Raw genomic sequence first — 26,809 nt, 5'->3', positions numbered from 1 at the left:
CGATGACGACGACCGTCGAGGCGCGGAGAGCGTCGGAGATCGAGCACGCACCCCCCGTGCGCCGGGTGCTGCCCGTGGTGCGCACGGTGCTGTCCACCCTCGCCACGGCGGTCGTCGTCTTCGTCCTCGCCACCTTCGCCACCTTCGCCCTCGGCGCGGCGAGCGGATCCAATCCGGCCGCCGTCGCCCTCGGCGAGGTCGCGACGCAGGCGGACATCGATCGACTGAACGCCGCGTTCGGCCTGGACCGCCCCTTCCTCGTGCGCTACGCGGACTGGATCGGCGGGGCGTTGACCGGGAACCTCGGCACCTCCTGGTTCACGAACATCCCGGTGGTGGACTCCATCGCCCAGGCGTTCCCCGTCAGCCTGTCCATCGCCGTCGGCGCCACTCTGTTCGCGCTGCTGTTCGGCTTCGCCGGCGGCGTCCTCGCCGCGGCGAACCGCGGCGGAGTGATCGATCGCATCATCACGCTCCTGAGCACCGCGGCGGCGACGATCCCCGCCTTCGTGGCGGCGATCGGGCTCATCCTGTTGCTGGCATACGCGATTCCCGTCTTCCCCGTCGCGGGCTACGTCCCGCCGGAGAAGGACATCGCTGGCTGGTTGATGTGCCTCGTCCTTCCTTCTCTCGCGCTCAGCCTGGATGCCGGTGCGGACATCGCCCGTCAGCTGCGCACGTCCCTGGTGGGGACGCTGAACGAGAACTTCATCGTCGGCGCGCGCGTGCACGGGCTCGGCCCCGGCCGCATCCTCTTCGCGCACGCCCTGCCGAACGCCCTTGGTCCCGCGCTGTCGACGCTCGGCATCCACGCCCCCCGCCTCGTCGGAGGAGCGGTGATCACCGAGGTGATCTTCGGCATGCCGGGTCTCGGTCAGCTCGCCAATCGCTCTGCTCTGCAGGGAGATGTGCCCGTCGTGCAGGGGGTGCTGCTCGTCACGATCGCGATCGTCGTGCTCGTCGGGGCGGTTCTCAACGTCATCATCGCCCGTGCGGGCGGATCGAAGCGGAGCGCCGCATGAACGCCATGGCTCGTCTCTGGAGCGCCGGCTGGACGGTGCGTCTCGCGCTCGTCGCCGTGCTCGCCGTCGCCGTCGTCGCGATCGCGGGCCCGGCGCTCGCCCCGCAGGACCCGCTCGCGCAAGACACCGCGGCAGCCCTGCAGGACCCCAGCGCCGCACATCTGCTCGGCACGGACTACCTCGGCCGGGATGTCCTGTCGCGTCTGCTCGCCGGAGCCCCTGCCTCCCTCGTCAGCGCGTTCATCGCCGCGCTCATCGGTCTCGTGCTCGGCGCCGTTCCAGGGGCTCTCAGCGTGTTCGTCCCCAAAGCGGGCGAATGGCTCGCCCTGCGGGTCGTCGACGCGCTCCTCGCGCTGCCGTTCATCCTGTTCGCCATCGTCTTCGCCGCCCTGCTGGGCAACGGCCTGCCGCAGGCGACGGTGGCGATCGGTATCCTCGTCGCGCCAGGGTTCTTCCGCATCGCGCGGGCGGCGACGCTGCGCGTGCGGGACTCGCAGTACGTGGAGGCGGCGAGCTTCCTCGGCGGATCCGCCTGGTGGGTGCTGCGCAGGCACGTCTGGCGGCAGGTCGCGCCCAATCTCGTCGTGGCCACGATCTCCGCCCTCGGCGGGTCGCTGCTCGCCGTCGCCTCCCTGACGTTCCTCGGCATCGGCGTCCAGCCGCCTGCGCCGACGTGGGGTGGGATGCTGTCCAGCGATCTGGGTTATCTGGCGCAGCGTCCGTGGGGGCCCGTTGCCCCCGCCCTCGCCATCATCATCACCGTCGCCGCGCTGAACCTCCTCTCGGATGCGCTCCGTGATGCCCTGGGCGCCGATGCGGCCCTGGCCCGCGGCCGGTCCGCCGTGCGACCCGCGGTCGGAGCGGAGGGCTCGCATGTCTGAGCAGAGGACCCTGATGACGACGTCGGCCAGCACCGCATCCGACTCAGCCCCCGCGGGACCGCACCTGCTGCCCTCCTTCGATGAGGCGTCGCTGGCGAGGCCGGCTGTCGCCGAGGCCACGGACCTCGTGATCACCGCGGCGGACGGGACCGAGCTCGTGCATGGTGTGAACGTCTCGGTGCGCCCCGGCGAGGCGCTGGGGATCGTGGGGGAGTCCGGCAGCGGCAAGACGCTCACCTGCCGCGCGCTGCTGGGCATCCTGCCGCCCGGTCTCGCGGTGACCTCCGGCTCGGTATCGGTCGCGGGTGAGGACCTCACCCATGCGTCGGAAAAGCGGTGGCGCGGGGTCCGCGGCACGCGCATCGGCGCCGTCTTCCAGGACCCGGCGTCGTACCTGAACCCGGCGAGCCCCGTCGGCCGTCAGCTCGAGGAGACCCTGCGGGTAACCGCAGGGGTCCCGCGGGCACGGACCCGCGAGCGCGCGAGGGAGCTGCTGGACGGACTCGGCATCCGGCGGGTCGACCTCGTGCTGCGCCAGCGCGTCGCCGAGCTCTCCGGAGGCATGCTGCAGCGCGTGCTCATCGCTATGGCGCTGGCGGCCGATCCCGCCGTGCTCATCGCGGACGAGGCGACCACGGCGCTCGACGTCACCGTGCAGGCCGAACTTCTCGAGCTCCTCGGCCGGCTCCGACGTGACCGCGACCTCGCACTCGTCCTCGTCTCGCACGATCTCGCCGTCGTCGCCCAGGTCTGCGAACGGGTGCAGGTCTTCCGCGACGGCGTCGTCGTGGAGGCGGGAGCCACGTCCAGGGTGCTGAGGGCGCCGGGACACCCCTACACCCGCGAACTGCTCAGTGCGCACGCCGCCTACGGACTGGAGAAGTACCTGTGAGCGACGTCCTGGAACTCGACGGCGTCTCGGTCGACTACGACAGGGTGCGCGTGCTGGACGGTGTCACGCTGAGCGTCAGACCGGGAGAGGTCGTCGGCGTCGTCGGCGAGTCCGGCTCAGGCAAGACGACGATCGCGCGCGCGGTGCTGCGCGCCGTGGACGCCGCAGCGGGCCGGATCGTGATCGACGGTCGCGACGTCACGCGTCTTCGAGGGCGTGCGCTGCGCGCCTGGCGCCGCTCCGGTGCGGTGCAGTACGTGTTCCAGGATCCGCTGCGCTCGCTGGACCCCGGTGTCAGCGTCGACGACTCCATCGTCGAGGGGCTGCGCATCGCGCGGGTTCCCTCCGCGGAGGCGACACGCCGCCGCGCTGAGGCACTCGAGGCGACGGGGCTCGACGAGGAGCTCATCAGGCGCCTCCCGGCGGGACTCTCCGGCGGCCAGCGCCAGCGCGCCGCCATCGCCAGAGCACTCGTGGTCGAGCCGCGGCTGCTCGTGCTCGACGAGCCCGTCAGCGCCCTCGACGCCGCCAGCCGCGACCGTGTCGTCCAGGCCCTCATCGCCCTGCGCGATCGACGAGGCAGCGACCTCGCGATGCTCGTGATCTCGCACGACATCGGATCGCTCGCCGCGATGAGCGACCGCCTCGTCGTCCTCGACAGAGGACGGATCGTGGAGGACGGACCGACCAGACAGGTCGTGTCCGCCCCGGAGCATCCGTACACCCGGCTGCTCATCGACTCCGTGCCGCTGCTCGACATCCCCCGTCCGAATCGTCCATCCCCCGCCGCCACCAGGAGCTGACATGCCCATCGAACTGCTCGGAATGATCGCCACGACCCCCGGGTCCGAGAACAAGGCCGTGTCCGGTCCGGTCGTCGACCCCTCGTACGTCCGCGACTTCTCCCAGGCGCACGAGCGGGCGGGATTCGACCGCGTGCTGATCGGCTACAGCGCGAGCTCGCCGGACGGCTTCGCCGTGGCGGCGGCCGCCCTGCACTCCACGGAGCGGCTCAAGGTGCTCATCGCCCACCGGCCCGGCTTCGTCGCGCCCACGATCGTGGCACGCAAGCTCGCCACGCTCGATCACCTCACCGGCGGAGGGCGCGTCGCGATCCACCACATCTCCGGGGGGAGCGAGGCCGATCAGCGCCGCGACGGCGACTTCAGCGAGAAGGGCGACCGCTACCGCCGCACAGGTGAGTTCATCGAGGTGCTCCGTCGCTCGCTGACCGAGGATGCGCCCTTCGACTACGACGGCGAGTTCTACAAGGTCGAGGGCGCCTTCTCGGCGGTCAAGCCGGCGACGGACGACGGCATCCCCGTCTTCTTCGGCGGGCTCTCCGAGGGGGCGGTCGAGGTCGGCGCCCGCGGCGCGGACGTGTACATGCTCTTCGGCGAGCCGCTGGCCGAGGTCGCAGAGCACATCCGCACCATCCGGGCCGCGGCGGCGAAGGCGGGGCGGACGGTCGAGTTCAGTCTCTCCACCCGGCCGATCATCGCGGCGACCGAGGAGGAGGCGTGGGCGAAGGCCGAGCGGATCTACGCCGAGACCGAGGCGCTGCTCGCCGCGAAGGCGTCCGGGGACACCCTGTCGTTCGCACGGCCCCTGCAGCGCGAGCAGAACGCGGTCTCCGCCGACCGTCTGCAGCAGCTCGCCCAGCGCGGCGATGTGCACGACGAGCGGCTGTGGACGGGCATCACGCGGCTCACCGGGCCCTCAGGCAACTCCACGGCGCCCGTCGGCACCCCGGCCCAGGTCGCCGAGGCGCTGCTGAAGTACTACGACCTCGGTGTGACCCGCTTCCTCATCCGCGGATTCGACCCGCTCGCCGACGTGATCGAGTGGGGCGAGGAGCTCGTTCCCGCGCTTCGCGAGGGGGCTCGCCTGCGTGATGAGGCCCGCGAGGAGCGCGTCGCCTGACCACAGCCGCACAGCCGGACAGCGGCGCTCGGATCAGGGGATCAGCACGATCTTGCCGCGCGCGGCGTGCGCCTCGATCAGCTCGTGGGCGTGCGCCGCGTCGGCGAGCGGGAGCTCCGGACCCGGCTCGATCTGGAAGTCCCCTGCCGCGATGAGCTCGACCGCGAGCGGGATGGCTTCGGCGCGCCAGGCGAGCTCCTGCGCGGTGAGGGGCACGGGAGACCCTCCGCTGAACGCGCGGATGCCGAGTTCTGCGGCGTCCGGCCCCCGGACGATGGTGGCGATGCGGTCGCGGTCGGCGACGAGCGCCTTCGACACGTCGATGGCCTCATCCGTCCCGATCCCGTCGAGCGCCGCCGTGACGCCCTGCGGAGCGGCCTCCTGGACGCGTTCGAGCAGCCCTTCGCCGTAGGCGACCGGAATCGCGCCGAGCTCGCGCAGCTGCGCGAAGCGCGACGGGCTGCCGGTGGCGATCACCGTCGCGCCCCAGGAGACCGCGAACTGGATCGCGGCCTGACCCACGGCGCCGGAGCCCGCATGGATGAGCACGGTGTCGCCCGCTGCGACGGCGAGGGAGCGCAGGCACTGATAGGCGGTGCCGATGGGGATGCCGAGGCCGGCGCCCTCTGCCGTGGTCACCGCATCGGGCAGGGGTGCGAGTCGGTCGGCGCGCACGGCGAGGTGTGTGGCGTAGGTGCCGACGGTGTCCCGCACGGCGACGCGATCACCGATGGCGAAGCCGGTCACGCCGTCGCCGATGCTGTCCACGACTCCTGCGCCGTCGAAGCCGACGCGACGCGGGGCGGTGATCGGCGGGCCGGGGCGGGCGCCTCGGCGTAGCTTCGCGTCGAGCGGATTCACCCCTGCCGCTTCGATCTTCACGACGACTTCGCCTTCTCCCGCGACGGGATCGTCGATCTCGACGAGGCGGAGGACGTCAGGGCTTCCGAGTTCGGTGTAGACGATCGCACGTGCCATGCGGCCAGGCTACCCGCGTCAACGGCCGGTGAGGGCTTTCTGGATGCGCTGCGGTGACACCGGCTGCGCCGTGCCGAGTCGCTGGGCGAACACGCTGATCCGATACTCCTCCAGGAGCCATCGGACCTCGGTCAGCGACGTCGATGCGTCCGGTGGGAGGGGGATCGATCCCCCGGCGTTCTCGAAGGCCTTCGCCATGCGCTCGTACTCGGTCATCCTCGACCGGTCCTTCCCCGGTTCGGAGGACAAGGTCTTCAGGCGCTCGACGATGCCGGCGAGATATCGGGGGAAGTGGGCAAGGCGATCCACGCCGGACGCCGAGATGAACCCCGGGCGGATCAGACCGGACAGCTGCGCGCGGATGTCGCCCAGGGGGCCGAGGAGCGAGAGCGAGTTCTGCGCCTTGAGCTCGCGCTCGACCTCCCTGGATGCCGTGAGGATCCTCGCCACGAGCGACACGACGGCGAACAGCCTCTCGACGAGGGCGGCGTTGACGGCGTCCCTGACGCGGGAGAAATCGGCCTCGTTCCGCACGATCCCGCCCTGGGCCGCCTCCTCGATGAGCGCACGCACCACGGCGGCGCGTGCGTCCTCGATGAGGGCCGCGGCGTTCTGATAGGGCGACGCCGCAAGCGCCAGCTTCTCCTGACCGGTCAGATGCTCCTGGACGTAGGAGGAGGGGGAGGGGACGTTCAGCAGCACCAATCGCAGGATGCCGTCGCGGGTGGCCGTCTCTGCCGCCTCGGCGGTCGATTCCACACGCACTCCGACGCTCTTGCCCTCGTCGACGAGAGCCGGATAGCCGCGTACGACCCCGCCCGCGACCTTCGTGTCCAGGACCTCGGGGAGATCTTCGAGCGTCCAGGTGGTGAGCCCGGAGCGCTCCACGGGACCCTGGGCAGAGGCTGCCGCGACCGCGGCGGGATCGACGCGCCGTCCTCCGCGCTCAGGACGCGCGATCGACCTGGCGACGCTCGCCCTGGCACGATCCGAGAGCGAATCCTGGAGCGCTCCCAGCTCGCGTGCGGAGCCGACGACGCGTCCGCGTTCGTCGACGGCTCTGAAGTTCATCCGCAGATGCCCTGGAACGCGCTCGTCGTCGAAGTCCGAAGGGGACACCGGCTGGTTCGCCAGCGGCTGGATCAGTCGCGCCAGCGCCTCCTTGAGCGACCGCTGCGGCAGCCCGCCATGCCCTTCCGGGCCGTCCGAGGCGAGCGATTCCCCGAACTTCTCCGCCCAGTCCGCCGCGGGAACGACATGGCGGCGGATCGCCTTCGGCAGCGCGCGCAGCAGCGCAGTCACGAGCTCCGCGCGCAGGCCGGGCACCTGCCAGTCGAAGCCGCGGTCCTCGATCTGGGCGAGGAGGGCGAGGGGCACGACGACGCTCACGCCGTCGTCGTCCGCTCCGGGCTCGAAGCGATAGGCGAGCCCGAGCACCTGATCCCCCTGCGACCAGCGCGTCGGGAACTCCTCCCGATCGGCGCGGTCGGTGCCCTCGAGAAGGTCGCTCTCGCGCATGACCAGCAGCCGCGGCGTGGCCGCGAGCGCTTCTCGCCACCAGTTCTCGAAGGACCGGACGTCGAAGACCTCCGCAGGGATGCGCTCCTCGTAGAAGCGGAACACGGCTTCGTCGCCGGCGAGGATGTCGCGGCGCCGCTCCCGCTCCTCGAGCTTCTCCAGCCGCTTGCGCAGCTCGGCGTTGGAGCGCCAGAACGCGCTCACCCGCTTGTCGAGCCTGGTGGGGTCCCATTCCCCCTCGACGAGCGCGTGACGCAGGAACAGTTCGCGTGCTCCCGCCCTGTCGATGCGTGCGAACTGCACGCGACGGCGAGGGACGATCTCCAGCCCGAACAGCAGCACCTTCTCGAAGGCGACGGCGGCTCCGGCATCCTTCGACCAATGCGGCTCGGAGATCTGGCGCTTGGCCAGATCGCCGGCGAGTGCCTCCGCCCACGCCGGATCGATCGCGGCGACGGTGCGGGCGAACGTGCGGGAGGTCTCGACGACCTCGGCCGCCATCACCGCACGAGGCGCCTTCTTGCGCAGCGCAGACCCGGGGAAGATCGAGAAGCGGATGCCCCGTGCACCGCGGTACTCCGTCGAGCGGCGTTTGGCATCCTTCGACGGCGTCTTGTTCTGACCCTTCGCCGGAGCGGTCCGCTCGTCGAGGATGCCGATCTGCGAGAGCAGTCCCGAGAGCAGGGCACGGTGCACGGCATCCGGATCGGATGCCTGCCCTGACGCTGGGGCGTCCGCAGGGCGCCCCTTGACGAGCGAGCGCAGCTGGCGGTGCACGTCGAACCATTCCCGCACGCGTACATAGTTCAGGTGCTCGGCGCGGCACATCCGACGGAAGGCGCTCGAACCGAGCTCCCGCTGCTGCTCGCGCAGATGGTTCCAGAGGTTGAGGATCGTGAGGAAATCACTGGTCGGGTCGGCGAAACGGGCATGTGCGCGGTCGGCCTCGTCTCGTATGCCCTGCGGGGCATCCTGAGAAGGGCGCTCTCGGACATCCTGGATCGAGAGTCCAGCGACGATGGCGAGCACCTCGGTGGAGACACCCGTGCGGCCGGCTTCGACGAGCATCCTCGCGAAGCGCGGATCGATGGGCATCCTCGAGATCTCGCGCCCGATCCGCGTCAGCCGATGCGTATCGCCTCCCGTCGCGACGGCGCCGAGCTCGGTCAGCAGATCGAAGGCGGCCTTGATCCCGCGCGAGTCGGGCGGAGTCAGGAACGGGAAGGCGGTGATGTCGCCGAAGCCGAGGGAGAGCATCTGCAGCACGACGGAGGCGAGCGAGGTGCGCAGGATCTCCGGTTCGGTGAACTCCGGGCGCTTCTCGAAATCCTCCTCGGCGTAGAGGCGGATCGCGATGCCGTCGCTCGTTCGACCCGCACGCCCAGAGCGCTGATTCGCCGATGCCTGCGAGATGGCCTCGATGGGCAGACGCTGCACCTTCGAGCGGTGACTGTAGCGCGAGATGCGCGCGGTGCCGACGTCGACGACGTACTTGATCCCCGGCACCGTGAGGCTCGTCTCGGCGACGTTGGTGGCGAGGACGACCCGACGGCGCACGCCGGCGACCGCCGATCGCTCGAAGACGCGGTGCTGCTCTGCGGCCGAGAGCCGGCCGTAGAGCGGGAGCACCTCGGTCGGGGAGCGGTCCTTCGCGTACGCGCTGCGCACGGCATCCGCGGCGTCCCTGATCTCCGCCTCGCCGGGCAGGAACACCAGGACGTCCCCCGGTGCCTCGCGGTCGAGCTCGCGCAGGGCGCTGACGATCGCGGAGACCTCGTCGCCCGGCTCCTCGCCCTTCGACGGGCTCAGGGACCGGGCAGAGCGCGCTGAGCCTGACGAAGCGCGCGCCGAGCCCATTGGAGAGCTCGCTGAGCCTGTCGAAGCGTGCGCATCGTCGTCGCCCTCCTCCACGAGCGGGCGGTAGCGGATCTCCACGGGGTAGGTCCGCCCTGACACCTCGATGATGGGCGCGGGAGTGCCGTCAGCATCCGCGAAGTGCGCGGCGAAGCTCTCCGGGTCGATCGTCGCGGAGGTGATGACCACCTTGAGATCCGGGCGCTCCGGGAGGATGCGCGTGAGATAGCCGAGCAGGAAGTCGACGTTGAGGGAGCGTTCGTGGGCCTCGTCGATGATGATCGTGTCGTAGCGGCGCAGCAGCCGGTCGCGATGGATCTCGTTGAGCAGGATCCCGTCGGTCATCAGCGCGATCTGCGTCGCGTCCGACACCTGATCGGTGAAGCGGACCTTGTAGCCGACGAGGCCGCCGAGCTCGACCTGCAGCTCCTCTGCCACGCGTTCGGCGATCGTCCGTGCGGCGAGGCGGCGCGGCTGGGTGTGCGCGATCCTCGTCCGCCCGAGCTCGAGGGCGATCTTGGGCAGCTGGGTGGTCTTCCCCGACCCCGTCGCCCCGGCGACGATGACGACCTGATGATCGCGGATGGCGTCGGCGATCTCATCCCGCGCCGCGCTGACCGGCAGCTCGGGGGGATAGGAGATCACGGGGGAAGACATAGCCCTCCATCGTACGACGAGATGTGACGGCGACCGAGACGCAAGGCCAGGTCGGTTCTAGGCTGGATGCATGACCATCCCCACTCTGTCCCTCAACGACGGCCACTCGATTCCCCAGCTCGGCTACGGTGTGTTCCTGGTTCCCCCGGCGGACACCGAACGCGCCGTCAGCGAGGCGCTGGAGATCGGCTACCGCCACATCGACACCGCAGCCATCTACGGCAACGAGGAAGGCGTCGGTGCGGCCATCGCGAAGAGCGGCATCGATCGCTCCGAGCTCTTCGTCACGACCAAGCTCTGGAACGACCGGCACGACGGCGACGATGCGCACGCGGCCATCGCCGAGAGCCTGGAGAAGCTCGGCCTCGACCGGGTCGACCTCTACCTCGTGCATTGGCCGACCCCGGCGAAGGAGAACTTCGTCAACGCCTGGCAGCGCCTCATCGAGATCCGCGAGCAGGGGCTTGCCACGAGCATCGGCGTCTCGAACTTCCTCGTCCCGCACCTCGAGCGGATCGTCGCGGAGACCCAGGTGATCCCCGCCGTCAACCAGATCGAGCTGCACCCCGCCTACCAGCAGCGCGAGGTCACCGCCTGGGCGGCTGACAAGGGCATCCGGATCGAGTCCTGGGGCCCGCTCGGACAGGGCAAGTACGACCTGTTCGGCACCCCGGCCGTTGCCGACGCCGCCGCGGCGCACGGCAAGTCGCCTGCGCAGGTCGTGCTGCGCTGGCATCTGCAGAAGGACTACATCGTGTTCCCCAAGTCGGTGCGCGCCGAGCGTCTGCGCGAGAACATCGACGTCTTCGACTTCACGCTGAGCGATGCGGAGATCGCCGCCATCGACGGTCTCGATCCGCTCGACGGCTCCGGCCGGGTCGGCACGCACCCCAACGAGTTCAACTGAGTCATACGCCGTCACATGACGCCCCGTGTCGCTCGCCGCGACGCGGGGCGTCTTCGTGAGTAGCGTCGGTGGCATGACCGCTGAATTCCGCGTCGTGGCCGTCTCCGGATCGCTGCACGAGCCGAGCAAGACGACAGCGCTGCTCCGAGCGATCGCGGCGGCGATCGCCGACCGAGCCTCGGTCGAGGTCACCCTCATCGAGTTGACCGAGATCGGCCCCTCGCTGGCCGGCGCGCTGCGGCGCGATCAGCTGCCCGCAGACATCGAGGCGAAGCTCGTGGAGATAGAGCAGGCGGATCTCCTCATCGTCGGAAGCCCGGTCTATCGGGCATCCTTCACCGGCCTCTTCAAGCATCTGTTCGACTTCGTGGGCCAGTACGAGCTCGTCGGCAAGCCCGTGCTGCTGGCGGCGACCGGCGGCGGCGAGCGTCACGCCCTCATCATCGAGCACCAGCTGCGTCCGCTGTTCGCCTTCTTCCAGGCGCTCACCCTTCCTCTGGGCGTCTACGCCAGCGACACCGACTTCAACGGCTATGAGATCACCTCCGAGGTGCTGCAGAACCGGATCGCGCTCGCCGCGGACCGCGCGCTCCCGCTGGTCGGCTACGCGGCGTCGCGGACGACCGAGCCCCTGGCGGTCTGAGCGGCGCGTAGCGTGGGGGCATGACCAATCGGCTCGCCGCGTCGCTCAGCCCCTATCTCCGCGCGCACGCCGAGAACCCGGTCGATTGGCGCCCCTGGGGTGAAGAGGCATTCGCGGAGGCGCGTCGGCGCGACGTGCCGCTGCTGATCTCCATCGGCTACTCCACCTGCCACTGGTGCCATGTCATGGCCCGTGAGTCGTTCTCGGATCCGGTGATCGCAGCGGCGATCGATCGCGACTTCGTCGCCGTGAAGGTCGACCGCGAGGAGCATCCGGACGTCGACGGCGCGTACATGGCGGCAGCGTCCGCGTTCACGCAGAATCTCGGCTGGCCGCTGACGGTGTTCGCGACCCCGCAGGGGCGCGCGTTCTTCGCCGGCACCTACTGGCCGCCCGAGGCTCGTCCGCCGCTTCCCGCGTTCGGCGAGGTGCTGGATGCCGTTCACGAGGCGTGGGCCGTGCGCCGAGAGCGTGCCGTGGAGTCCGCGGACGCGGTGACGGATGCGCTTCGCGAGGCCGCCGCTCAGCAGCCCGTCGCGCTTCCGACCGCCGAGGAACTCGCGCAGGGCGCGGCGGACATCGCCGGGAGGGAGGACACCCTCTTCGGGGGATTCGGCGGCGCGCCCAAGTTCCCCGTCGCGACGACGCTGGGCTTCCTCCAGACCGCTCTGATCCGCAGACACGCTCCGGAGGCCGCGGCATCCGCCGCGCGGGCCCTCGCGGCGATGGCGGCGTCGGAGCTGCGCGACGAGGACGGCGGATTCTTCCGTTACGCGACCCGGCGGAACTGGACCGTGCCGCACTACGAGCGGATGCTCACGGACAATGCGCAACTCCTCGCCGTCGCGCTGCGGGCAGGCGAGGAGCAGGTCGCCCGCGGCATCGCCGCGTTCCTGCTCGCGGTTCTGCAGCAGCCGGGCGGAGGGTTCGGCTCCGCGCAGGACTCGGAATCCTCGATCGACGGACAGCGCAACGAGGGCGGCTACTACCGCCGCGCGGTGGCGGATCGGACGGCCCTCCAATCGCCGGCCGTGGACGGGAAGGTGATCACCGGATGGAACGGCCTCGCGATCGCGGCGCTCGCCGACGCAGGGGCGCGGCTCGGCGAGGTCGAGTGGATCGGAGCGGCCGGCCGAGCGGCGGAGCGCGTGCTGGCGGCCAACCGCGACGAGGAAGGCGGGTTGGTGAGACTGTCCGTGGCGGGGCGCGCCTCGGACGCCGTCGCCACCGAGGCGGATCTCGGTCTCCTCGCCGACGGTCTCTTCGCCCTCGCGCTCGCGACAGGGGAGGCAGCCTGGGCCGTGCAGGGGCGCTCGATCCTCGATGACGCGCTGAACGATGACCACGCCGCCGATCCCGTCCTCATCGCGCAGGACATCGCGATCGCGCCCGATCAGACCGACGGCGACCTGCCCGCGGGGCCCGCGGCACTGGCGGGCGCTGCGCTGTCGGCCTGGCGGTTGGGCGCGGGGGAGCGGTACAGGACGGCTGCGGTCGACATCGTGCGTCGGCACGGGGCCGGAGCGCTGCGGCATCCCTTCGGCCACGGATCGCTGCTCGCGGTCGCGGCCGGGCTCATCGAACCTCCGAGACAGGTGATCGTCGTCGACGGGGCGCCGGCGCTGATCAATGCTGCCAGAGCGACCGATGCGGATCTCATCGCGGCGGTGACCGCGCGGCAGGCGCTGGCCTTCGAAGAGGCGGGTTTCGAGGTGTTCGCCGGTCGCTCGGCGCGTCCGGGCATGGCGTTCGACTGCCTGGCCTTCGTGTGCCGGCTGCCCACGGACGACCCAGGGGCTCTGCGCAGCGATCGCTGACCGGGTGTGCCGGAGGTGCGGCCTCAGACCCAGCTGGGCAGCCAGTTGTGCGCACGCCAGAAGTCGTACGGCACGTTCATCCCTGTCCACAGCGGATAGTAGAAGGCCGAGATCACCACGGCGAGCACGAGGAAGACGACGACGGTCCGCTCACCTGCCTGTCGCCGCTCCAGCGGAGCAGAGCGGCGGCCTGCGATCTCGCGCAGCGCGAGCGCGAGCGCGAGCACGAGGAACGGCATCATCGCGACGGTGTAGAACTGGAAGATCGTCCGCCCCGGCGTCATGAGCCACGGCAGGTACGTGACGGCGAGGCCGAGCAGGGGCACGCCGTACGACCAGGGCATCGGCCGCCGTTCCACGAGACCCCTGACGAGCCGGTAGAGCAGATACACGGCTGCCGCGACGCCCGCGTACCAGATGAGCGGGTTCGGCAGCGCGGTGACGACGGCGATGCAGTGGTCCGTGCCCCAGCAGCTCTGATCCGCGCTGTCCACCCAGACGGCGGTCGGACGCAGCAGCAGCGGCCACTGCCAGGCGGGGCTCGCATAGGGGTGGCCGGAGGAGAGCCCGATGTGGAAGCCGTACATCGCCTCGTGATACGTCCACAGCGCGGTCAGCGGATTCGGATCGCTCGCGCGGTCGTAGCCGCCGGAGGTCACGAGCCAGCCGGTCCAGCTCACCAGATACGTGATCAGGGCGGCGGGCACGAGGAGCAGGAACGAGACGAGCCCCTGGCGGGCGACGGCATCCGTCGGCCAGAACAGCACGCCGGCGCGCCGTCTGGCGAGGGCGTCGGTGATCACCACGTAAAGCCCGAGGCCGGCGAGTGCGTAGAGGCCAGACCACTTCACAGCGGTCGCGGCGCCCAGGGCGACACCCGCCGCCACGAGCCACGGCCGCCGCCAGAGGACCGGACCCCAGAGCGGATCCGGCGCGTCGGGATCGCGTCGCTGAACGCGGGGGATGCTCCGTCCCCGGTCGAGCAGCACGAACAGGACGCCGAGCATGATGAAGAACGTCAGGATGCCGTCGAGCAGGGCGATTCTGCTCATGACGATGCTCAGCCCGTCGATGGCGAGCAGCAGCGAGGCGACGGTGGCGACCGGGATCGAGCGCGTCGCGGTCAGGGCGACGAGATACACGACCAGGACCGTCGCCGTGCCGAGGATCGCCGTCGTCAGACGCCATCCGCCGCTGGCACCAGGGCCGAAGACGGCCATGCCGAGGGCGATGATCCACTTGCCCAGCGGCGGGTGGACGATGAAGCTGCCCTTCTCGTCCAGCGCTCCGGTTCCTCCGGTGAGCAGCTGCTCATTCGCACCGTCGCCCCAGGTCCCCTCGTAGCCGAGCGCCCACAGCGACCAGGCGTCCTTGACGTAGTAGGTCTCGTCGAACGCGAGCGCGTGCGGGTGGCTGAGGTTGACCAGGCGCAGCACCGCGGCGAGCGTCGTGACCACGAGCGGGGCGAACCAGCGGATCATCCGCTGCCACTCCGGGTCCCCCAGCAGCCGCGCTCTGAGTCTCGTCCACAGCGTGGAGCGCTCGGCCGGAGGAGGCAGCAGGGGCGCGGGGACGATCACGGGACAAGCCTAGGACGCGCCCTAAGCTGAAACCGTGATCATCCTGGCGGCGACCCCGATCGGCAATCTCGGCGATGCATCCCGGCGACTGATCGAGGTGCTCGAGAACGCCGAGGTCGTCGCCGCCGAAGACACCCGGACCACGCAACGGCTGCTGCAGGCGCTGCAGATCGCGAACCGCCCTCGCCTGGTCGCGCTGCACGACCACAACGAGAAGCACAAGGCCGCCGAGCTCGCGGCGCTGGCCGCATCGCAGGACGTGGTGGTGGTCAGTGACGCGGGGATGCCGGCCGTGAGCGATCCCGGATTCGGCCTCGTGGCGGAGGCCGTCGCGCAGGGAGTCACGGTCACGGCGATTCCTGGACCCAGCGCCGTGCTGATGGCGCTGGCGATCTCTGGTCTTCCCACCGACCGCTTCGCCTTCGAGGGTTTCCTTCCTCGCAAGCCGGGGGAGCGTCGCTCGGCGCTGGGGCGCCTGTCGGGTGAGCAGCGCACCATGGTGTTCTTCGAATCGCCCTCGCGCTTGGCGGCCTCGCTCGCCGACATGGGCGGAGCCTTCGGCCCGGACCGCCGCATCGCAGTGTGCCGCGAGCTGACCAAGCTGTACGAGGAGGTCCGGCGCGGCACCGCAATCGAGCTCGTCGCCTGGGCCGAGCAGGGCGTCAAGGGCGAGATCGTCGTGGTCGTCGAGGGCGCCGCTCCCGTCGCCGTCTCGGCGGAGGATGCCGCCGCGCAGGTGCAGGTGCTCGTAGCGGGCGGGATGCGGCTGAAGGACGCCTGCGCCGAGGTCGCCGCCGCGACAGGGCTCAGCTCCCGTGACCTCTATCAGCAGGCGCTTGCCGCACGCTGAAGGACCCCTATGACCGATGCGATGATCTCGGCAGCCTATGAGCGCAGAGCCGTCGAGTACCTCGAGGTGGCGGGAGCGATCGAACAGACCGACGCCGCGGATCGGGCGCTCATCGGGGCCTGGTGCGACTCGACGTCGGGTGCCCTCCTGGATGCCGGGTGCGGCCCCGGGGCCTGGACGGAGTTCCTGCACGGACACGGTCGTGAGGTCCTCGGGGTGGACATCCGTGATCTTCGAGGAGTTCGCGCGCGTCCTCGCCCCCGGCGGCTCGCTGCTCGTCGGCTTCTTCGACGGCGAGCCGCGTGAGCCCTTCGATCACGCGGTGACGACCGCCTACTTCTGGGATGCGCCGTCGCTGAGCGAGCTGGCGGAGAGTGCGGGGTTCGTGGTGACCGACCGGCAGACCCGGTCACGCAGGCCGGGGGAGGCGAGCCGACGACCGCACGGCTCCGTGACGGCGGTGCGGCGGTGACCGCGTAACCCGCCCATCGACGCACATAGAATTGACCCCATGCCCGCAGGCGAATCGTTCTACATCACCACGCCCATCTACTACCCCTCCGATGTCCCGCACATCGGCCACGGGTACACCTCGGTGGCCGTCGACACCCTTGCGCGATGGCACCGCCAGGCGGGGGACGACACCTGGATGCTCACCGGAACGGACGAGCACGGGCAGAAGATGCTGCGCGCCGCGGCCGCCAACGACGTCACGCCGCAGGAATGGGTCGACAAGCTCGTCACCGAGAGCTGGTTCCCGCTGCTGAAGACGCTGGACGTCGCGAACGACGACTTCATCCGCACCACGCAGGAGCGGCACGAGACCAACGTGCAGGTGTTCTTCCAGCGGCTGTACGACGCCGGGTACATCTACGCGGGCGAGTACGAGGCGCTCTACTGCGTCGGCTGCGAGGAGTTCAAGCCCGAGAGCGAGATCGTCGAGGGCACGGGCCCCTTCGAAGGCCTCAAGGTCTGCGCGATCCACTCCAAGCCGCTCGAGCTGCTGCAGGAGAAGAACTACTTCTTCAAGCTCAGCGAGTTCCAGGACCGCCTTCTGGAGCTCTACAAGGACGAGCCGGACTTCGTGCGCCCGCACTCGGCGCGCAACGAGGTCGTCTCCTTCGTGTCTCAGGGCCTCAAGGACCTCTCCATCTCCCGGTCCACCTTCGACTGGGGCATCCCGCTGCCGTGGGACGAGTCGCACGTCATCTACGTCTGGGTCGACGCCCTGCTCAACTACGCCACCGCGGTCGGATACGGCGCGGATGAGGACCTGTTCGCCCGCCGCTGGCCGGCGTACCACGTGGTCGGCAAGGACATCCTGCGCTTCCACGCCGTCATCTGGCCCGCGCTGCTGATGGCCGCGGGGCTCGACGTGCCCAAGGGCGTCTTCGCGCACGGCTGGCTGCTCGTGGGCGGCGAGAAGATGTCGAAGTCGAAGCTCACCGGCATCGCGCCGACGGAGATCACCGACGTCTTCGGCTCGGACGCCTACCGGTTCTACTTCCTCTCCGCCATCGCATTCGGCCAGGACGGCTCCTTCTCGTGGGAGGACCTCTCCGCCAGGTACCAGGCCGAGCTCGCCAACGGATTCGGCAACCTCGCCTCGCGCACGGTCGCCATGATCGAGCGCTACTTCGAGGGGATCGTGCCGCCGGCAGCGGAGTACACCGAGGCGGACCTCGCCATCCAGAAGACGGTGGCGGATGCGGCGACCGAGGCCGACGCCGCGATCGAGCAGTTCCGCATCGATGAGGCGATCAGATCCATCTGGACGATCGTCGATGCGCTGAACGGGTACATCACCGAGAACGAGCCGTGGGCGCTCGCCCGCGATGAGGCGCAGCGTGCGCGCCTGGGCACGGTGCTCTACACCTGCGCCGAAGGCCTGCGGGCGCTCGCCGTTCTTCTCTCGCCCGTCATGCCGCAGGCGACCGAGAAGCTGTGGATCGCGCTCGGCGCCGCGGAGAGCATCGGCCGTCTCGTGGAGCAGCCGATCAGGGGTGCCGGTGCCTGGGGCGTGCTCGCCCCGGGCACGAGCGTCAACGGCCTGGCGCCGCTGTTCCCGCGGGTGGAGTCGCAGGCTTGACGGACGAGCCGGCGACCTACGTCAAGGCCCGTTCCGGAGACGGGCGCAAGGACCTGCGCTATCCGGCGGCTCCTGAGCCCCTCGCCGTGCCGGTCTACGACAATCACGCGCACCTCGAGATCCTCGACGGCGACGAGCCGCTGAGCCTCACCGAGCAGCTCGACAGGGCCGAGGAGGTCGGCGTCGTCGGCGTGGTGCAGGCATCGGGCGACATCGAGTCGTCTCGATGGGCGGTCGCTGCGGCCGAGCAGGATCGCCGCGTGCTCGCCGCCGTCGCCATCCACCCCAACGATGCCCCGACATACGCCGAGCAAGGGCGCCTCGATGAGGCGATCGCCGTCATCGACGAGCTCGCAGCTCACCCGCGCACGCGCGCGATCGGCGAGACCGGCCTCGACTTCTTCCGCACCGAGCCGGAGCGGCGCGGCGCGCAGTTCGAGAGCTTCGAGGCGCACATCGCCCTGGCGAAGAAGCACGCAATCGCGATGCAGATCCATGATCGCGACGCCCACGACGCGGTTCTCGAGACCCTGGCCCGTGTCGGTGCGCCGGAGAAGACGGTCTTCCACTGCTTCTCCGGCGATGAGGCGATGGCACGGATCGCCGCGGATGCCGGCTATCACCTCTCCTTCGCGGGCAACGTCACCTTCAAGAACGCGCAGAACCTGCGCGACGCGCTGAAGGTGACCCCGCTGGATCGCATCCTCGTCGAGACCGACGCACCCTTCCTCACGCCGACGCCGCTGCGAGGGCGCCCGAACGCGCCCTACCTCGTGCCGATCACCGTGCGCTTCATGGCGGCGGAGCTGGGCATCGACGTCGAGGAGCTCAGCGCCGCGCTCGCGGCGAACACGCGGGCGGTCTACGGCTCGTTCGACGCCTGAGCGGGTTCGTCGGCAGGCTTCGCATGGACGATGTGGGAGATGGGCTTCCACACCAGCAGCAGCGTCACCGCTGCACCGGCGAATGCGAACCACCAGGGTGCGGTCAGCCCCCAGAGCTGCGCGATCACGCCGCCGAGCGCCTGACCGATGACCATGCCGCCGAACACGCCGACCATGTTCACCGAGGCGACCCGTCCCTGCAGATGTGCGGGGACCAGACGCTGGCGGACGGTCGTGGAGATCGTGCCCCACACGAAGGCGTACGCGCCGAAGAAGAACATGATCACCAACGCCACCCAGCCCACGCTCGTGAGGGCGAACGCCAGATGCATCAGGACCTCCATGGTCAGCACGATGCGCATCAGCGCCGCGAAGGACACGTGCCGCTCCAGCCAGCCGAAGCAGAGCGTGGCGAGCAGCCCTCCGGCAGCGGAAGCCGTCGTCAGGGCGCCGTAGCCGACCGCGCCCATGTTCAGGTGCTCCGTCGCATAGAGCACCAGCACGCCCCATGGAGCCGCCCAGGTGACGTTGAAGACGAGGATGATGAGCACGAGGGTCCGCACCGGGGGGTTGCGCCACAGCCAGCGCAGCCCCTCGGCGATGTCCGTGTGCACCGGGGCGTGCTCCTCGCGCGGCGGGACGGGGGTGCGAGCCATGCGGGAGACGAGTACGACGGCCAGCGAGACGCACAGCACCTCGAGCAGGAAGGGCCACGCGCTCCCCGCGGCGAACAGGAAGGCGCCCAGCGGAGGACCTGCGAACTGATTGGCCACGAGATAGCCGGCCTGGAGGCGGGCATTGCCCGTTCCGAGGTCGGCCGGTTGCACGATCATCGGCAGCAGCGTGCTCCCGGCGGTGTCGACGAAGACCTCCGCAGTGCCGTACAGGAAAGCCGTGGCGAGCACGATCCAGATGTTCGCCGTGCCGGTGATGAGGAAGACGCAGAGCGCGGCGAGCACGACCGCCCTGGCGGCGTTCGCGGCCATCACGAGTCGTCGACGGTCGAAGCGGTCCGCGATCGCGCCGGCGTGCAGACCGAACAGCAGCCAGGGCAGGAACTGCAGGATGGCGCCTGACGCGACGAGGATCGGAGAGGACGTCATCGAGGCGATGAGCAGGGGTGCGGCGGCGAGAGCCACGCCATCGCCGATGTTGCTCGTCCACGATGACGCCAACAGCCAGCGGAAGTCCCTGCCCATCCGCCGCGGAGCGATCAGTTCACCGAGGGCGGGCATCCGTTCACACTAGAGCAGGTGAGGGACAATGGGGGGATGACCGTCTCCCTCCTCGGCGCCGCCGAGATCCGCAGGCTCGCCGCAGACCTCGACGTCACCCCGACGAAGAAGCTCGGCCAGAACTTCGTCGTCGATGCCAACACCGTCCGCAAGATCGTTCAGGCGGGCGCTGTCCGCGCCGGTGAGCGGGTCGTCGAGGTCGGCCCCGGTCTCGGTTCGCTGACCCTCGCGATCCTGGAGACCGGCGCGACGGTCACAGCCGTCGAGATCGACCATCGGCTCGCGGCGCGACTGCCGCAGACGGCGGCGGAGCACGGTGTGCCGGACGGTGCGCTGACGGTCGTCGATTCCGATGCGCTCAGGGTGACGGAGCTGCCGGGAGACCCGACGGTGCTCATCGCGAACCTGCCGTACAACGTCTCGGTCCCCGTGCTGCTGCACTTCATGGAGACCTTCCCCGGGCTTCAGCGCGGCGTCGTCATGGTCCAGGCGGAAGTGGGGGAGCGCCTCGCGGCACCTTCGGGGAGCAAGGCATACGGAGCCCCCAGTGCCAAGGCGGCCTGGTACGGCCCGTGGCGACTGGCCGGCACCGTCTCGCGACAGGTCTTCTGGCCGGTGCCGAACGTCGACAGCGTGCTGGTGGGCTTCGAGCGCAGCACGCAGGTGCGGGGGGACGAGCGCCTGAGGCAGGCGACGTTCCGCATCGTCGACGCGGCGTTCCAGCAGCGGCGGAAGATGCTGCGTCAGGCGCTGTCGGTCGTGCTGGGTGGAACGGCGGCCGCGGCATCCGAGATCCTGGAACGCGCGGATGTCGCGCCGACCGCGAGAGGCGAGCAGCTGACCATCGACGACTTCGTGCGGATCGCTCTGGCCGCTGGCGCTAGCCTGGAGTCGTGACCGACTCGCCTCGCTTCCGCCCCGACGTCCCCGAGCTGCATCGTCCGTTCGTCGCCGACGCGGCGAGGTACGGACGCCTCCCGTATCGGCAGGTGGGTTCGTCCGGTCTGTTCCTGCCACCGATCTCACTCGGGCTGTGGTGGAACTTCGGCGACAACATCCCGCTGGACAACCAGCGTGCGCTGCTGCGGAGGGCGTTCGACCTCGGCATCACGCATTTCGATCTCGCGAACAACTACGGCCCGCCGTACGGCTCTGCGGAGAAGAACTTCGGCCGCATCCTCGCGGAGGATCTGCGCCCCTACCGCGACGAGCTCATCATCTCGTCGAAGGCGGGGTGGGACATGTGGCCTGGTCCGTACGGGGACTACGCGAGCCGGAAGTACATCCTCGCGAGTGCGGAGCAGTCCCTCACCCGCATGGGGCTCGACTACGTCGACATCTTCTACTCGCACCGTGTCGACCCCGTGACCCCGATCGAGGAGACCGTCGCCGCGCTGGACACCCTCGTGCGTCAGGGCAAGGCGCTCTACGTGGGGATCTCCTCGTACAGCGCGGAGCGCACGGCCGCCGCCATGACGGTGGCGAAGAGCCTCGGCACACCGCTCGTCATCCATCAGCCGGCGTACTCGATCCTCAACCGGTGGGTCGAGGACGGACTCGCGGACACCCTGCGGGCAGAGGGGCTCGGCGCCATCGCCTTCACCCCGCTGGCTCAGGGCCTGCTCACCGACAAGTACCTCGGCGGGGGAGAGGCCGACCGTGCGCAGAAGCGCCGCTCGATCTCCGACGATCCGCTCGGCGATGGCGGGCTCGAGATCCTACGCGGACTGAACGAGGTCGCGGGCGAGCGAGGGCAGACCCTTGCACAGATGGCCCTGCAGTGGACGCTGCGCGATCCGGTCGTGGCTTCCGCGCTCATCGGGGCATCGCGCGTCTCGCAGCTCGAGGAGAACGTCGAGGCCCTGGACGGGCCTGACTTCACCGCCGAACAGCTCGCCCGCATCGATTCCCTCTCCCACGGCATCGACGTCGACCTGTGGGCGAAGTCGTCCCGTCTCTGACCGACTGAGAAGGAGATCGACCATGAGCCTGCTGAGCTTCCCCGAGGCGGTTCGGGTGCGTGCACCGGGGAAGATCAACGTCTTCCTGGGCGTCGGCGACCGGCACGAGGACGGATATCACGCGCTGGCGACGGTCTTCCAGGCGGTCTCGCTCTACGAGGACGTCATCGCGCGTCCCTCCGATGGATTCTCGATCGTCGTGAAGGGGGTGGCGGACCCGTCGACTGTTCCTCTGGACGACCGCAACCTCGCCATGCGGGCCGCGAAGCTGCTTGCCGCGGTCACCGGCTACGACGGCGGCGTCGCGCTCGAGCTGCGCAAGGGGGTCCCCGTTGCGGGCGGCATGGGCGGCGGATCGGCGGATGCCGCAGCGGCCCTGCTGGCCTGCGACGCCCTCTGGGGCACGGGTCTGTCGCCGGCGCGCCTTCATGAACTCGCTGCGCGCCTCGGCGCTGATGTGCCGTTCGCCCTGCACGGCGGAACGGCGGTCGGAACGGGACGAGGCGACCAGCTGAGCCCCGCGCTCGCCAGGGGACGATTCGACTGGGTCCTCGTGCTGAGCGAGGAGGGCCTGTCGACGCCGGTGATCTACCGCCGGCTCGATGAGCACCGCGCGCACGGCGAGGCGCTCGCCGATGACCCGCCGATGTCGCTCGACGTCCCCATCCCCGTGCTCCAGGCGCTCCGGGCGGGCGACCCGCATTCGCTCGCAGCGAGCATGCACAACGACCTCGAGGTCGCGGCCGTTCAGGAGAAGCCCGAACTGCAGGAGATCATCCGGGAGGGGTTGAACGCCGGCGCCCTCAGCGGAATCGTCTCGGGCTCTGGCCCGACCGTCGCTTTCCTCTGCGATTCAGCGGATTCCGCGCGGTACGTCCAGCAGGAGCTGGAGGAGCGGGGGCGGGATGCCCTGCACGTGCACGGCCCGGTGGCCGGTGGCCGCATCATGTCGCTCTGAGCGACGGGTGGGGTATCGCAGCGGTGCCGGGTGCTTTCGGCGTGCGTCGGATACATAATGGGAAGAACGATGTGACCGTGCACACGCAAGGGAGGCGATGCCATGGCTGCCTCCGGTGAGCGCGCACGGGTTCCCAGCATCAGAGACGTCGCCCGGCTCGCCGGGGTCTCGCATCAGACGGTCTCACGAGTGCTCAACGATCATCCGAGCATCCGGCCCGAGACCCGAAAGCGGGTCGAGGATGCCATCGCGGTACTCGACTACACTCCCAACCCCGCTGCGCGGGCGCTCGTGACGAGCACCACGCGGACCATCGGCATTCTCTCCGCGACGATCGGCGAGTTCGGGCCGACGTCGTCCATCGCGAGCATCGAGGATGCCGCGCGCGCCGAGGGTTACTCGGTGAGCACCGTCAACCTCCCGGCGACCACTCCTGAGGCCATCGGTGAGGCGATTAGGCAGCTCGGGCGCGAGCAGGTGAGCGGTATCGTCGTGCTCGCCCCGCAGGTCCGTGTGTTCAACGTGCTGCGCGGGATGGCCGTCGGCGTTCCTTTTGTCAGCTTGCAGACCGCCTCCGGGTCGGACGGTGTCAGCCTCGCCGCCGATCAGGTGGCCGGTGCGAGGGCCGTCACGGAGCACCTCATCGACCTCGGTCACAGCGATATCGTGCATCTGGCCGGTCCGCAGGACTGGATCGAGGCGGAGTCGCGCATGCGCGGTTACCTGGAGGCGCTGCGAGAGGCCGACCTGCCCACCTTCCCCCCGATCAGAGGGGACTGGACAGCCGACTTCGGGTACTTCGCCGGCACCGAGCTCGCACGTCGTCGAGATTTCACCGCGGTCTTCGCCGCCAACGACCTCATGGCGATCGGCCTGATGCACGGATTCAGAGATGCCGGACTCGATGTCCCGCGCGACGTCAGCGTGGTCGGTTTCGACGACATTCCTGTCGCGGCGCATGTCTGGCCCCCGTTGACGACGGTGCACCAGGAGTTCCCAGAGCTCGGACGACGGGCCATCGGTATCCTGCTCGCCGAGATCCGCGGCGAGCGCGTGCCGGAGTTCGGTCTCATCGACCCCGTGCTGCGTCTGCGCTCGTCGAGCGCATCTCGATAGCATCCCGGAATCTCTCGCCCGCTTGACAACGGAGGGGGCGAGGCGCAATATTGTGTCTCATGTGAACGGTCACATTGTGGGTGGCCGCACCGAGTATCGAGGAAGATCACGTGAGCAGCACAGCTACGTTGCCGGTCGTGTCGGGGCCGATCTTGGAGATGCGCGGCATCACCAAGGAGTTCCCCGGCGTCAAGGCGCTCTCCGACGTCTCCATCACGGTCAGAGCCGGTGAGATCCATGCGATCTGCGGCGAGAACGGTGCGGGAAAATCCACCCTGATGAAGGTGCTCTCGGGCGTCTACCCCTTCGGTAGCTATGACGGCGACATCCTGCTCTACGGTGAAGAGCAGCGCTTCAAGGACATCGCAGCCAGCGAGCAGGCGGGCATCGCCATCATTCACCAGGAGCTCGCTCTCATCCCCGAGCTCTCGGTCACCGAGAACATCTTCCTCGGCAACGAGATCGCGCGCGGCGGGCGCATCGACTGGCAGGCAGCGAAGACCAGAGCCGTCGAGCTGCTCGCCCGAGTCGGGCTGAACGAGGACCCGGACGTCCCCATCAAGACGCTGGGCGTCGGCAAGCAGCAACTCATCGAGATCGCGAAGGCGTTGAACAAGGATGTCAAGCTGCTCATCCTCGATGAACCGACCGCAGCCCTCAACGAGAACGATTCACAGCACCTGCTCGACCTCATCCTCGGGCTCAAGGCCAAGGGAATCGCCTCGATCATCATCAGCCACAAGCTGAACGAGATCGAGCAGATCGCCGATGAGATCACGATCATCCGCGACGGACGCACGGTCGAGACGCTCGATGTCGCGCGCGGCGAGATCAACGAGGACCGCATCATCCGTGGAATGGTCGGGCGCTCGCTGGAGAGCCGATACCCGGACCGGACACCGGAGATCGGTGAGGTGTTCTTCGAGGTGAAGGACTGGTGGGTGCAGCATCCGTCGGTGTCCGAGCGCATGGTCGTGAAGGGCTCGAGCTTCACCGTTAGACGTGGTGAGGTCGTCGGGATCGCAGGGCTCATGGGAGCCGGACGCACCGAGCTGGCCATGAGCGTGTTTGGGCGCTCCTACGGAACCTTCCTGAGCGGCGAGATCGTCAAGGACGGTCAGAACATCGAGTTGCCGGACGTCTCCTCCGCCATCAAGCACGGCCTGGCCTATGTGAGCGAGGACCGCAAAGTGCTCGGGCTCAATCTCCTCGACACGATCAAGCGCTCCATCGTCTCGGCCAAGCTCCGCAAGATCTCCCGCCGCGGCGTCGTGGACGACCGTGCGGAGTTCGCGATCGCAGACCAGTACCGCAAGGCTCTGCGCATCAAGACGCCGAGCGTCGATGAAGGCGTGGGCAAGCTCTCGGGCGGCAATCAACAGAAGGTCGTCCTTGCGAAATGGATGTTCACCGATCCCGATCTGCTGATCCTCGATGAGCCCACCCGCGGCATCGACGTCGGAGCGAAGTATGAGATCTACTCGATCATCAACGAGCTCGCCTCGCAGGGAAAGGGAGTCATCGTTATCTCCAGTGAGCTCCCGGAGCTGCTGGGCATCTCGGATCGCATCTACACCGTTTTCGAGGGGCGCATCACCGATTGCATCCCTGCGGACCAGGCAACCCCGGAGGCGCTCATGCGCAGCATGACCTCCACGAACCAGAAGGCCAACGCATGAGCAGCACCGACCTCACCCCCCAGCGCGGGTTCCACTTCGGCGACATCCGGAAGATGTTCGGAAGCAACGGCACATCGTCGCTGCGACAGTTCGGCATCCTCGGCAGTCTCATCGTCATCGTCGTGCTGTTCGAGATCCTCACGCTGCTGCGCAACGGACCGCAGGGGGCCACGCTCACCAGCGGCAACCTCATCAACGTCATCAATCAGTACTCGTTCATCCTGATCCTCGCGATCGGCATGGTGATGGTGATCATCATGGGGCACATCGACCTCTCTGTCGGCTCCGTCGCGGCCTTCACCGGCATCATCGTGGCCAAGGCGATGACCGAGGGGAACCTTCCCTGGCCGCTCGCGATCGTTCTGGGCCTCGTCGTCGGGGCTCTGGTGGGTGCGTGGCACGGTTTCTGGGTGGCGTATGTGGGTGTTCCCGCCTTCATCGTGACCCTGGCGGGAATGCTCTTCTTCCGCGGCGCGAACCAGTGGATCGGCAACTCGCAGACGATCCCCGTGCCGAAGGGCTTCCAGATCATCGGAAACGGATATCTTCCCGAGCTCGCGTTGCCGTTGCCGTTCAACGTTCCCACCATGATCCTTGCGCTTCTGGCGGTGGCGTGGCTCGTGTACTGGGAGATCCGCACCCGCCGAGTCCAGCACAAGATGGGCTCCGAGAGCGCGCCGGTCTGGGTGAGCTACGTCAAGGTCATCCTGCTCTCGATCGTCGTGCTCGCCGCCGGATGGATGTTCGCGACGGGCCGTGAGGGGACGAGCTTCCCGGTTCCGGGCCTCATCCTGCTGGCCCTGGTCATCCTGTACTCCTTCGTCACGAACAGCACCGTGTTCGGACGCCACATCTACGCCGTCGGCGGCAACAGGCAGGCCGCGCGCCTGTCGGGCGTGAAGGACCGCTGGGTCGACTTCTTCGTGATGATGAACATGTCCGTCCTCGCGGCTCTTGCAGGCATGATCTTCGTCGCCCGCTCCCAGGCATCCGGACCCGGCGACGGCAACGGCTGGGAGCTCGACGCCATCGCTTCCGTCTTCATCGGCGGCGCAGCCGTCGCCGGCGGCATCGGCACGGTCATCGGGTCGATCATTGGTGGCCTCGTGATGGCGTTCCTCAACAACGGCCTCCAGTTGCTCGGCCAGGGCGCCGACGTCGTCTCGATGATCAAGGGTCTGGTGCTGCTCCTCGCCGTCGGCATCGACGTCTGGAACAAGCAGCAGGGCCGTCCCTCGATCACCGGCTTCCTGCTCCGTCGCCGAACGCGTACGGACGCCCCCAATCTGACCGACTACCCACCGACCTCCGCGGCGAGCACCGCCGGCGGAAAGAAGGAGACTCCCTCGCGTTGAGGCGGGAGTC

General features: G+C 69.2%; 22 protein-coding genes. 18 read left to right on the top strand and 4 right to left on the bottom strand.

What is annotated here, in order from left to right; genetic code table 11:
• The first annotated feature begins 2 nt into the window (after positions 1–2).
• Genes ACWGJP_RS00795 through ACWGJP_RS00775 form a run of 5 tightly spaced genes read left to right on the top strand, consistent with a single transcriptional unit; the run spans position 3 to position 4,718 of the window.
• A complete protein-coding gene (locus ACWGJP_RS00795) occupies positions 3–1,022 on the top strand; it encodes an ABC transporter permease (RefSeq protein ID WP_452327844.1) in 1,020 nt (339 codons plus the stop codon).
• Entirely contained in the window at positions 1,019–1,903 is an 885-nt protein-coding gene (locus ACWGJP_RS00790) for an ABC transporter permease (protein WP_452327843.1), read from the top strand. The genes ACWGJP_RS00795 and ACWGJP_RS00790 overlap by 4 nt, the downstream gene beginning before the upstream one ends.
• Positions 1,896–2,795, top strand: a complete 900-nt coding sequence (locus tag ACWGJP_RS00785; protein ID WP_452327842.1) for an ATP-binding cassette domain-containing protein — start codon at positions 1,896–1,898, stop codon at positions 2,793–2,795. Before ACWGJP_RS00790 ends, ACWGJP_RS00785 begins: the two co-directional genes overlap by 8 nt.
• On the top strand, positions 2,792–3,598 hold the full coding sequence (locus tag ACWGJP_RS00780) for an ABC transporter ATP-binding protein (protein WP_452327841.1): 807 nt from the start codon (positions 2,792–2,794) through the stop codon (positions 3,596–3,598). The genes ACWGJP_RS00785 and ACWGJP_RS00780 overlap by 4 nt, the downstream gene beginning before the upstream one ends.
• A gap of 1 nt (position 3,599) precedes the next feature.
• Positions 3,600–4,718: an LLM class flavin-dependent oxidoreductase gene (locus ACWGJP_RS00775; RefSeq protein ID WP_452327840.1), complete on the top strand. Its 1,119-nt coding sequence runs from the start codon at positions 3,600–3,602 to the stop codon at positions 4,716–4,718.
• A gap of 33 nt (positions 4,719–4,751) precedes the next feature.
• On the opposite strand, the gene ACWGJP_RS00770 is transcribed toward ACWGJP_RS00775, so the two are convergent.
• Both ACWGJP_RS00770 and hrpA read right to left on the bottom strand, forming a co-directional pair.
• Complete coding sequence (locus tag ACWGJP_RS00770) at positions 4,752–5,696, bottom strand: quinone oxidoreductase family protein (RefSeq protein WP_452327839.1); 945 nt, start codon at positions 5,694–5,696, stop codon at positions 4,752–4,754.
• 18 nt (positions 5,697–5,714) lie between these two features.
• The gene (hrpA, locus tag ACWGJP_RS00765) at positions 5,715–9,725 is read right to left on the bottom strand and encodes an ATP-dependent RNA helicase HrpA (protein ID WP_452327838.1); all 4,011 of its coding nucleotides are present in this window, start codon (positions 9,723–9,725) and stop codon (positions 5,715–5,717) included.
• 70 nt (positions 9,726–9,795) lie between these two features.
• Between hrpA and ACWGJP_RS00760 the strand changes: the two genes are divergently transcribed.
• From ACWGJP_RS00760 to ACWGJP_RS00750, 3 genes are all read left to right on the top strand, one after another.
• Entirely contained in the window at positions 9,796–10,632 is an 837-nt protein-coding gene (locus ACWGJP_RS00760; RefSeq protein WP_452327837.1) for an aldo/keto reductase, read from the top strand.
• Positions 10,633–10,705: 73 nt separating this feature from the next.
• Positions 10,706–11,275, top strand: a complete 570-nt coding sequence (gene msuE / locus ACWGJP_RS00755; protein ID WP_452327836.1) for an FMN reductase — start codon at positions 10,706–10,708, stop codon at positions 11,273–11,275.
• Between the two features lie 20 nt (positions 11,276–11,295).
• Positions 11,296–13,092 carry a thioredoxin domain-containing protein gene (locus tag ACWGJP_RS00750; RefSeq protein WP_452327835.1) on the top strand — a complete coding sequence of 599 codons (1,797 nt, stop codon included), beginning with the start codon at positions 11,296–11,298 and terminating at the stop codon, positions 13,090–13,092.
• 23 nt (positions 13,093–13,115) lie between these two features.
• Here ACWGJP_RS00750 and ACWGJP_RS00745 read toward each other — a convergent pair whose 3' ends face one another.
• On the bottom strand, positions 13,116–14,672 hold the full coding sequence (locus tag ACWGJP_RS00745) for a dolichyl-phosphate-mannose--protein mannosyltransferase (protein ID WP_452327834.1): 1,557 nt from the start codon (positions 14,670–14,672) through the stop codon (positions 13,116–13,118).
• A 34-nt stretch (positions 14,673–14,706) separates the two neighbouring features.
• On the opposite strand from ACWGJP_RS00745, the gene rsmI reads away from it, so the two are divergent.
• From rsmI to ACWGJP_RS00725, 4 genes are all read left to right on the top strand, one after another.
• Positions 14,707–15,522 carry a 16S rRNA (cytidine(1402)-2'-O)-methyltransferase gene (gene rsmI, locus ACWGJP_RS00740; protein WP_452327833.1) on the top strand — a complete coding sequence of 272 codons (816 nt, stop codon included), beginning with the start codon at positions 14,707–14,709 and terminating at the stop codon, positions 15,520–15,522.
• Positions 15,523–15,724: 202 nt separating this feature from the next.
• Entirely contained in the window at positions 15,725–15,994 is a 270-nt protein-coding gene (locus ACWGJP_RS00735) for a hypothetical protein (RefSeq protein WP_452327832.1), read from the top strand.
• Positions 15,995–16,033: 39 nt separating this feature from the next.
• The gene (gene metG, locus ACWGJP_RS00730) at positions 16,034–17,611 is read left to right on the top strand and encodes a methionine--tRNA ligase (protein ID WP_452327831.1); all 1,578 of its coding nucleotides are present in this window, start codon (positions 16,034–16,036) and stop codon (positions 17,609–17,611) included.
• Positions 17,608–18,495, top strand: coding sequence for a TatD family hydrolase (locus ACWGJP_RS00725; RefSeq protein WP_452327830.1), 888 nt, complete (start codon positions 17,608–17,610; stop codon positions 18,493–18,495). The genes metG and ACWGJP_RS00725 overlap by 4 nt, the downstream gene beginning before the upstream one ends.
• Here ACWGJP_RS00725 and ACWGJP_RS00720 read toward each other — a convergent pair.
• Positions 18,474–19,730: an MFS transporter gene (locus tag ACWGJP_RS00720; RefSeq protein WP_452327829.1), complete on the bottom strand. Its 1,257-nt coding sequence runs from the start codon at positions 19,728–19,730 to the stop codon at positions 18,474–18,476. The genes ACWGJP_RS00725 and ACWGJP_RS00720 overlap by 22 nt on opposite strands.
• A gap of 36 nt (positions 19,731–19,766) precedes the next feature.
• Here ACWGJP_RS00720 and rsmA point away from each other — a divergent pair, with 36 nt between their 5' ends.
• The 6 genes from rsmA to mmsB all read left to right on the top strand — a co-directional run bounded on the left by rsmA (position 19,767) and on the right by mmsB (position 26,799).
• Positions 19,767–20,627 carry a 16S rRNA (adenine(1518)-N(6)/adenine(1519)-N(6))-dimethyltransferase RsmA gene (gene rsmA, locus ACWGJP_RS00715; protein ID WP_452327828.1) on the top strand — a complete coding sequence of 287 codons (861 nt, stop codon included), beginning with the start codon at positions 19,767–19,769 and terminating at the stop codon, positions 20,625–20,627.
• Positions 20,624–21,691, top strand: a complete 1,068-nt coding sequence (gene mgrA, locus ACWGJP_RS00710; protein ID WP_452327827.1) for an L-glyceraldehyde 3-phosphate reductase — start codon at positions 20,624–20,626, stop codon at positions 21,689–21,691. Before rsmA ends, mgrA begins: the two co-directional genes overlap by 4 nt.
• Positions 21,692–21,713: 22 nt before the next feature.
• Complete coding sequence (locus ACWGJP_RS00705; RefSeq protein ID WP_452327826.1) at positions 21,714–22,649, top strand: 4-(cytidine 5'-diphospho)-2-C-methyl-D-erythritol kinase; 936 nt, start codon at positions 21,714–21,716, stop codon at positions 22,647–22,649.
• A 102-nt stretch (positions 22,650–22,751) separates the two neighbouring features.
• On the top strand, positions 22,752–23,765 hold the full coding sequence (locus tag ACWGJP_RS00700) for a LacI family DNA-binding transcriptional regulator (protein ID WP_452327825.1): 1,014 nt from the start codon (positions 22,752–22,754) through the stop codon (positions 23,763–23,765).
• Positions 23,766–23,923: 158 nt separating this feature from the next.
• The gene (mmsA, locus tag ACWGJP_RS00695; protein WP_452329474.1) at positions 23,924–25,444 is read left to right on the top strand and encodes a multiple monosaccharide ABC transporter ATP-binding protein; all 1,521 of its coding nucleotides are present in this window, start codon (positions 23,924–23,926) and stop codon (positions 25,442–25,444) included.
• Positions 25,441–26,799 (top strand): multiple monosaccharide ABC transporter permease, encoded by a 1,359-nt coding sequence (gene mmsB, locus ACWGJP_RS00690; RefSeq protein ID WP_452327824.1) that lies wholly within the window; start codon positions 25,441–25,443, stop codon positions 26,797–26,799. Before mmsA ends, mmsB begins: the two co-directional genes overlap by 4 nt.
• Positions 26,800–26,809: the final 10 nt, after the last annotated feature.

This window comes from Microbacterium sp. NPDC055903, from assembly GCF_053615555.1.
Note: the sequence above shows the minus strand (reverse complement) of the source record. Positions and strands in the feature narration are given on the sequence as shown.

Bases quoted from the DNA above. Each gene is read 5' to 3' on its own strand.
- ACWGJP_RS00790 (WP_452327843.1), top strand. From the start codon at position 1,019: ATGAACGCCATGGCTCGTCTCTGGAGCGCCGGCTGGACGGTGCGTCTC.
- msuE (WP_452327836.1), top strand. From the start codon at position 10,706: ATGACCGCTGAATTCCGCGTCGTGGCCGTCTCCGGATCGCTGCACGAG.
- metG (WP_452327831.1), top strand. From the start codon at position 16,034: ATGCCCGCAGGCGAATCGTTCTACATCACCACGCCCATCTACTACCCC.
- ACWGJP_RS00700 (WP_452327825.1), top strand. From the start codon at position 22,752: ATGGCTGCCTCCGGTGAGCGCGCACGGGTTCCCAGCATCAGAGACGTC.
- ACWGJP_RS00705 (WP_452327826.1), top strand. From the start codon at position 21,714: ATGAGCCTGCTGAGCTTCCCCGAGGCGGTTCGGGTGCGTGCACCGGGG.
- ACWGJP_RS00760 (WP_452327837.1), top strand. From the start codon at position 9,796: ATGACCATCCCCACTCTGTCCCTCAACGACGGCCACTCGATTCCCCAG.
- hrpA (WP_452327838.1), bottom strand. From the start codon at position 9,725: ATGTCTTCCCCCGTGATCTCCTATCCCCCCGAGCTGCCGGTCAGCGCG.
- ACWGJP_RS00795 (WP_452327844.1), top strand. From the start codon at position 3: ATGACGACGACCGTCGAGGCGCGGAGAGCGTCGGAGATCGAGCACGCA.
- rsmA (WP_452327828.1), top strand. From the start codon at position 19,767: ATGACCGTCTCCCTCCTCGGCGCCGCCGAGATCCGCAGGCTCGCCGCA.
- mmsB (WP_452327824.1), top strand. From the start codon at position 25,441: ATGAGCAGCACCGACCTCACCCCCCAGCGCGGGTTCCACTTCGGCGAC.
- ACWGJP_RS00720 (WP_452327829.1), bottom strand. From the start codon at position 19,730: ATGCCCGCCCTCGGTGAACTGATCGCTCCGCGGCGGATGGGCAGGGAC.
- ACWGJP_RS00750 (WP_452327835.1), top strand. From the start codon at position 11,296: ATGACCAATCGGCTCGCCGCGTCGCTCAGCCCCTATCTCCGCGCGCAC.
- ACWGJP_RS00785 (WP_452327842.1), top strand. From the start codon at position 1,896: ATGTCTGAGCAGAGGACCCTGATGACGACGTCGGCCAGCACCGCATCC.
- mmsA (WP_452329474.1), top strand. From the start codon at position 23,924: ATGCGCGGCATCACCAAGGAGTTCCCCGGCGTCAAGGCGCTCTCCGAC.
- ACWGJP_RS00770 (WP_452327839.1), bottom strand. From the start codon at position 5,696: ATGGCACGTGCGATCGTCTACACCGAACTCGGAAGCCCTGACGTCCTC.
- ACWGJP_RS00775 (WP_452327840.1), top strand. From the start codon at position 3,600: ATGCCCATCGAACTGCTCGGAATGATCGCCACGACCCCCGGGTCCGAG.